The organism is Lentilactobacillus dabitei, from assembly GCF_019061365.1.
GTDB classification, from domain to species: Bacteria; Bacillota; Bacilli; order Lactobacillales; family Lactobacillaceae; genus Lentilactobacillus; species Lentilactobacillus dabitei.
The window spans coordinates 1-7344 of record NZ_JAHPPD010000113.1; the positions used below are offsets into that span (position 1 = coordinate 1).

Annotated in this window: 6 protein-coding genes; 5 read left to right on the forward strand and 1 reads right to left on the reverse strand. The window is 43.4% G+C overall.

From position 1 onward, the window contains the following. Window positions 1–211: 211 nt before the first annotated feature. Window positions 212–1429 (forward strand): tRNA epoxyqueuosine(34) reductase QueG, encoded by a 1218-nt coding sequence (gene queG, locus KTE19_RS12355; RefSeq protein WP_217342404.1) that lies wholly within the window; start codon window positions 212–214, stop codon window positions 1427–1429. A gap of 77 nt (window positions 1430–1506) precedes the next feature. Here the strand turns inward: queG and KTE19_RS12360 are convergent, their stop codons facing one another. Beyond that, window positions 1507–2949 carry a DHA2 family efflux MFS transporter permease subunit gene (locus tag KTE19_RS12360; protein WP_217342401.1) on the reverse strand — a complete coding sequence of 481 codons (1443 nt, stop codon included), beginning with the start codon at window positions 2947–2949 and terminating at the stop codon, window positions 1507–1509. A gap of 295 nt (window positions 2950–3244) precedes the next feature. On the opposite strand from KTE19_RS12360, the gene KTE19_RS14195 reads away from it, so the two are divergent. The 4 genes from KTE19_RS14195 (at window position 3245) to KTE19_RS12375 (ending at window position 7196) form a co-directional block, all read left to right on the forward strand. Next, on the forward strand, window positions 3245–3367 hold the full coding sequence (locus tag KTE19_RS14195; protein ID WP_283812267.1) for a hypothetical protein: 123 nt from the start codon (window positions 3245–3247) through the stop codon (window positions 3365–3367). A 276-nt stretch (window positions 3368–3643) separates the two neighbouring features. After that, on the forward strand, window positions 3644–5338 hold the full coding sequence (locus KTE19_RS12365) for an oleate hydratase (RefSeq protein WP_217162673.1): 1695 nt from the start codon (window positions 3644–3646) through the stop codon (window positions 5336–5338). A gap of 438 nt (window positions 5339–5776) precedes the next feature. Then, window positions 5777–6109, forward strand: a complete 333-nt coding sequence (locus KTE19_RS12370; protein WP_217342402.1) for a hypothetical protein — start codon at window positions 5777–5779, stop codon at window positions 6107–6109. Between the two features lie 223 nt (window positions 6110–6332). Then, on the forward strand, window positions 6333–7196 hold the full coding sequence (locus KTE19_RS12375; protein ID WP_217342403.1) for an SDR family oxidoreductase: 864 nt from the start codon (window positions 6333–6335) through the stop codon (window positions 7194–7196). The last annotated feature ends 148 nt before the right edge of the window (window positions 7197–7344 follow it).

Consider the following 7344-nt stretch of genomic DNA (forward strand, 5'->3'; position numbering starts at 1 on the left):
GGACAGTGATGTCCCATTTATTCTGGATAAAAAAACTGGCATTGATGATTTCCATCAATACCAGAAAGTTTAGACCCAGATAAATAGTATTTAATAAGGCTGAGCGCATATTTCGAAGTTTGCGTTCAGCCTTATTTGAGTTTTTCAGATAGCTATTTTGACTAGTTCATGCTACCCTTTAACCATATTTAAACGAAAAGGGTGATTCGCTATCCAAAGTGGGGCGAAACTAAAACAACAAATCGTTACGATTAGCCAGCAAATTGGGATTGATAAAATTGGGTTTACCACGGCGGCTGACTTTGAATCATTGCGAGACAGCTTATTTGCGCAAAAAGCCGCCGGGTATACCAGTGGTTTTGAGCATCAAAATCTCGATGAACGGCTTAATCCCAAGCTGATCTTTGACCAACCAAAGTCAATTATTGCGATTGCCTTGGCTTATCCAAGCAGGCTCAAGCAGCGGCCTAGCCGAACCAAGTTAAAACGAGGACAGTTTGCCAGAGCTTCTTGGGGGGATGACTATCACCAAATTTTGCGAGCAAAGTTAAATCGTTTGATTGAGCAAATGAAGGCTGTGGCTGGTAGTGAAGCCCGCTTTAAACCGATGGTTGATACGGGCGAATTGATCGATGTCGCCGTTGCCAATCGGGCTGGTTTGGGATTTGTTGGCAAAAATGGGCTATTGATTACTGAGGAGTATGGCTCTTACGTATATTTAGGTGAGATCATTACGAATTTGGAACTTCCCGCCGACACACCGATTCCATGTCGGTGCGGTAGTTGTACCAGGTGTATTGACACCTGCCCAGTCAAGGTATTGCTTGGCGATGGCCGGATGAATGCCCAACGCTGCTTGTCATATCAGACTCAGACCAAAGGATTAATGAAGGCGGAATTTCGCCCTAAAATTCGGAATGTGATTTATGGCTGTGATATTTGCCAACAGGTTTGTCCCTTTAATCAAGGCAAGGACTTCCATCTTCATGATGAAATGGAACCCGATCCGGAAAAGGTTCGCCCAGAGCTGTTGCCGGTGTTAACAATGAGTAATCGAAACTTTAAGGGCCAATTTGGGGAAATGGCCGGCTCGTGGCGAGGCAAAAAGCCACTTCAGCGAAATGCCATTATTGCCCTGGCTAATTTGCACGACCAATCGGCAATTCCCCAATTATTGGCAGTGATGAAAGCTGATCCACGACCAATGATCCGGGCAACGGCGGCCTATGCGATTGGTGAAATTGTCACTGCCTATGATCAACGGGCAACGGCGGCCTATGCGATTGGTGAAATTGTCACTGCCTATGATCAAAAAATCATGACTGAATTGAACAACCAATTAGATCATGAAACTGATTTGGGTCAATCTGAGGAGTGCTTGAGGGAATTTCGGAGTGCTATTCAACGGATTAGCCAGCTTAAGCCCTGATTATGAATTGAATGAATTTGAAAACAAAGTGGCGTGATTTCTAATCAATGAAATCACGCCACTTTTGGATAGAACCATTAGTATTTTTCTGGAGTTGATTGTTTGATAGTCAATGCAATTACAAAGGCCACAACTGCAACAATTAATGTGAATAGTAACCCAATATGAAAACCGTTGGTAAAGGCAACTTGAGTGCCGCCGTTTGAAAGATGCTGACCAAATGCCAATAAGCTGGTCGCAATCGCGGTTGCCATTGCTCCGATGATTTGTTGGAAGGTGTTCATAATGGTACTACCATCACCAGAAGTGGCCTGATTTAGGGCGCTTAAGCCAAATGTTTGTGATGGTGACATGGCAAGCGGTGCCCCAACCATAATGACGATGTGGCCAAGGATGACGTACCACATTGGGGAAGTAGCTCGGGCAAGTAACAAGATAACAATTCCGATGATTGTCACCCCGTAGCCCAACGTAATCAGCAACTTTGGACTAACTTGATCTGAGAAGCGACCAGCAATTGCAGAAACAACCGCGTTCACAATTCCACCTGGCAGCATCACAATTCCAGTGAGTGCGACCGGAATGGCCAACCCATTTTGCCAGAACATTGGCATCAGGTACATCGATGAAAGAATGATAGCGAAATCTAACATGACTAAGAGAGAGCCAACGGTGAATTGTTTGTCAGCGAATACTCTGAAATTAAGGATTGGCGTCTTAGACATGATTTGTCGGCGAATATACCAGGCTAATAAAAGGACGGCGACAACCAGGGTGCCAATCACTTCAAGTGATGCCCAACCGGCTTCACTGGCTAAGCTGACACTGGTTACTAAGCCACCAAAGCCAAGTGCCGACAAGATGATTGAGAAAGTATCAACTTTTGGTTTTGAAACATTGCCAACGTTAGGCAAATACTTGAAAGCTAAATAGAAACCAACAAGCAGGAATGGAATAAATAGCCAAAAGATCCAGTGCCAGGTTAATAAGCCGAGGATCATGCCGGCTAAGGTAGGACCAATGGCTGGGGCGAACATGATGACGAGCCCAATCATGCCCATTGCGGAACCTAACTTATAAGGTGGGAAGATCAGGGTCGCAACGGTGAACATTAAGGGTAGGATCAATCCGGTGGTGATTCCTTGAATCATTCGGCCAACGAGTAAAATGGCAAAATTAGGTGCCATTGCCGAAATGATGGCGCCAACGATAAAGTCGCCCAAGGCAAATAAAATGAGTTGCCGAGTTGAAAACCAGCGTGAAAGCAGGGATGACATTGGCAGGACAATCCCGATAACCAACATGTAGCCAGTTACCAGCCACTGAATAGTTCCGATGCTGACGTGAAGCTCAGTCATCAGACTTGGTAGAGCGATATTGAGAGAGGTTTCAGAAAGCATCCCAACAAATCCACCGATTAGCATCCCAATCATGGCTAAAAATGGTTTGGCTACCGGTTTAGCGGCAGTTTGTTTCTTTTCTTTTGTTAAGACTTGATCTGTGTTTAATGATTTTTCCATGTGATAAAAATTCTCCTGTTCTAAATAAATGGACTGGACACAATTGATTACACTACCATAAATAAATTTTTCTCGTAAGCATTATTTTTATGAATACGTTTTCCAAAATGAAAACAGCTACCACGTTTCATGGCCGTTGAAACTGTTCTATGAAAGCGAGTTGACTGAATTAAATGTGGGTAATTCGTTCATTTTGGTGCTAGATCACTTATAATTAAGGTAAGTGTAGCAACTAATTTGATGGGTGCCACACAACTAATTTTAGATTAAATCAATCGGGCAAGGAGCGGATAATATGAAACACAAAAAGCTTTTGTTCACCGGTTTGGGCTTGATGGCTCTTACCATCTATTTCTTAAAATCAATCGGTTGGTTCGAGGACGACTCGCACTTGTATGATGAGTACGAGGCGAAGTAATTTGATGGAATGAAGGACAGCTCCTCCAGGCAGAAACTTACGCCTAAGCACCCTAAACAAAAATTCCAGAACCGGGAATTCCTGTTTAGGGAGACTTACGCTCCAGTTTCTAACCGCCTGGATCCGCTCACTTATCTTAGGACAGCTGCGCAAAGCAGGAGTCTACACGTAAGCACCACAAACAAAAATCCTAAAAACCAGGATTTCCGTTTGTGGAGACTTACGCTCCGACTCCTAACCGCTTTGCTCCGCTCACTTTAAATTGGAGGAGATTACATGACAAAAAATAAAGCAATTATGATTGGTGCTGGCTTGGCCAATATGGCCGCGGCCGTATATTTAATTCAGGAGGGTCACTGGAAAGGCGATCAGATTACCTTCTATTCGATTGATGACCATGGCTCGAATGATGGCTCGCCAGCTAATGAAGCAGCTGGGGAATATTGGAATAAAAATCATCCGTTGGAAAACACCAAAGGCTACATTGCTCGGGGTGGCCGGATGCTGAATTATCGAACCTATGTTGATTTGATGGATCTCTTAGGCCGGGTACCATCGGCCACTGAACCAAATATGACTGCGGCAGAGGATACTCACGATTTCGATGCCAAACACCGGACATTTGACAAGGCCCGATTAATGGAAGGCGGCAAAGGAATCATTAATGGCGGCAAGCTTGGTCTTAATAATAAGGATCGGATGAAGTTGACCGAACTGATCTTGATGCCGGACTCTAAGGAAGAAAAACTCGATAACGTTTCAATTGCTGATTATTTTAAAGATGATCCGCATATGTTCACGACCAACTTCTGGTACATGTGGGAGACGACCTTTGCCTTTAGAACCCAGAGTTCAGCGCAAGAATTACGTCGTTACATGCACCAAATGATTTATGAATTTACTCAGATTGAACATTTGGTTGGCGTTAACCGAACTCGTTACAACCAGTACGAGAGCATTATGCTGCCTTTGATTAATTATTTGAAGAAGCAGGGTGTCAATATTGTCTTGAATCGACGGGTAACTGATTTTGACTTTAAGGATACGCCGATGCAAGATGAGATTACGGTTACTGGGTTAACGATGGAAAATACCGAGTCTGGTGAAACTGAGCACGTTGATGTCGATGACGACACAGCAGTGATCTTTACTAATGGTTCAATTACCGATTCGGCTACGATTGGCGATTTTAATACACCAACTGGTGAGAATATGGACTACGGCGCCGCTGCTGGGCTGTGGAAGAAGGCAACGGAACGATTCTATAATCTTGGTAATCCTGACAAATTCTTTGCCGACAGAAATGCCAGTGAGTGGTCCAGCTTTACATTGACGACCAGCAACCATATCCTACTCAATGAAATTACGAGAATTACAACTCAAGTTCCTGGAAATGCACTCAATTCGTTCATTTCCACTTCGCCGATAACTCCACTTGGCGACAAGGACGTCAACATGTCGATCGTGGTCCATCATCAACCACATTTCACAACTCAGAAGCCAAACGAGTCCGTTATTTGGGGCTATTTCCTGTACCCACGACGGAAGGGTGAATTCGTTGATAAACCATATATTGAGATGACTGGTAAAGAAATGGCAGAAGAATTAATTGGTCAATTATCAAAAGTTGATCCAGGCCCAGGCAATATTATGGATAAGAAACAAGAAATTATGGATAGCATCATTAACAATATTCCAGTTTATATGCCGTATGCATCGGCATTGTTTAATAACAGAGCCAAGGCAGATCGGCCAAAAGTTATTCCAGAACATTCAACTAATTTGGCCTTCACTGGTGAATTTGTTGAACAGCCATACCAAATGGTCTTCACGGAACAAAGCGCGGTCCGTTCGGGAGAAATTGCGGCTTACCACTTCGCCGGTGTGCCAATGGCTAAGTTAGTGAAAAATAAGCGCTACGATAAAGATCCAAAGACCTTGGCGAAGGCGACGAAGAAGATGTTTATGTAAGTAGTGTGCGGAGAGAAGCGTTTAGCTGCGGTAATATAAGGGCATCAACCCGAAAATCCTGGTTCTGGGATTTTTGGGTTGATGCCCTTATATTGATAGCAGCTGCTTCTCGGAGCACAATTCCACTATGTAACAAGGGTCCCGACCACAACCTTAGTGTGGGATTTTTGGGGCAATGCTCTTATATTGTTCGCACCGGTTTCTCTGCGCACGATTAGTCAATATAATTAATGGGAGGCTAAATAATGGGTGGGGATAATTTCCTGATACGATCATTGATGGGCGAGAACCTTTTGACTTTGGCCTCACTTCTTGTGAGTTATTATAAATTTTCGTGTAGATTATGGATTACTTATTAATGAAACTCACTGTACACTAACATTGAAAGCGATCTCACTTTCTTTGAGATCTGGGTTACTTTAATCAAGGAGATAGAGAATGAATAAATTTGTTTATGCACTTAGAATTTTATTCCAGGCCGTAATAATTGCTGGGATTTACTTTTTATACTGTTCCAATGCTAACGGTACTTTCACCCTGCGGCTTGATTTTGTTTTCGGCTGGCTGATTCTGTCATTAATAAGTCAGATCTATTTAATGCGGTTCCCGGGCTTATATCCAGTTTCGAAGGCGGTTGCCGAAGAAAAGGGTGAGCATATCGGTGAGTTTAATTTGTTTGTCGCGGTTGGCTTATTCTTGGTCTATGCTTTCTTAGGACCACTGGTTGCAGTGGGATTTTATTTTTGGAATAAACGACTTAGTGTAAATTGAAGCAAGCTATGTTCAAAGTTATTACCGGCCAACATCGCATTATGAACGGCTAACCCTAACCATCAGCGTCTGACATCGTAGGCAATAATTTAAAAAAATCGATCATCGCTATTGTGAGAGTTAAATCACATGCAAATGATCGATTTTTTATATTCGCCTTGTATTTTTGCAGGTAAACTAGCTATAGTAGAGTTAAGAAATTGATTTAGGAGGTATCGTGATTATGAAATTTGCTGTCACTGGTTCAACGGGTCATTTTGGTCAGTATGCGATGAAGTTTTTGCAACAAACCATCGATAAGGATGATGCTGTTGTGGCGCTGGCCCGAAATACTGATAAGGCCAAACAGCTTTACCCACAGGGCGTTGATGTGAAGCCTGGGGACTACGACGATGAAGCTCAATTAGCTGATTCATTAGCCGGTGTGGATCGGCTCCTGTTTGTTTCATCCTTGCCAGGTGGCAAGACACCACGAGTTGATCAACATCGTAACGTGGTAAACGCTGCTAAAAAAGCGGGCGTTAAGTTCATCGCCTACCTCAGCTTTCCAAAGGCGGACACGTCGACAGCCCCGTTGGCTGCTGACCATCAAGCAACTGAAAAAATAATTCAGGAAGCTGGAATTGCCCATGCCTTTTTGCGAAATAACTGGTACGTGGAAAATGAAGGGACTTTCCTTCATGAAGCTAAAACTGGGGCTCCGTTTGTCTATGCTGCCGGGGATGGTAAGGTTGGCTGGGCGCCTGAAAAGTTATACGCGCAAGGTGCTGTTAAGGTTCTAACAACCGATAACCCTAAAGAAGTTTATGAGTTTGCTGGACCCATGAGCACCTATGCCGATTTGGCAGCTGCCATGAAGAAAGCTATCGGTAACGACTTTGAAGTGGCTAGTGTTTCTGACGACGAATACATGGCCAATTTACGCAAATATGTTCCGGATCAGGTTGATGCAGCATTGTCAATGATCCAGAAATTAATCCGTAACGGGGCTTTGGAAGAGTCGACCAACGATTTGAGTGATGTATTGGGAAAGCCGTTGCCATCACTAGATGAGGCAATTGCTGACTATCTTAAAGAGAACCGCTAATCAACTAATTGAATTTTTAGGATATAAGAGATTGGGACGAAAGGCGATTTGATCCCAGAATTTAAGTGCTTGAATTTACACTTTAAGTGCAACACTAATTAAATAAAGAATGGCCCATGGCCAAATTTCTGTAAAATGATGTTTGCGA

Bases quoted from the DNA above. Each gene is read 5' to 3' on its own strand.
- KTE19_RS12375 (WP_217342403.1), top strand. From the start codon at position 6,333: ATGAAATTTGCTGTCACTGGTTCAACGGGTCATTTTGGTCAGTATGCG.
- KTE19_RS14195 (WP_283812267.1), top strand. From the start codon at position 3,245: ATGAAACACAAAAAGCTTTTGTTCACCGGTTTGGGCTTGATGGCTCTT.
- KTE19_RS12360 (WP_217342401.1), bottom strand. From the start codon at position 2,949: ATGGAAAAATCATTAAACACAGATCAAGTCTTAACAAAAGAAAAGAAA.
- KTE19_RS12365 (WP_217162673.1), top strand. From the start codon at position 3,644: ATGACAAAAAATAAAGCAATTATGATTGGTGCTGGCTTGGCCAATATG.
- KTE19_RS12370 (WP_217342402.1), top strand. From the start codon at position 5,777: ATGAATAAATTTGTTTATGCACTTAGAATTTTATTCCAGGCCGTAATA.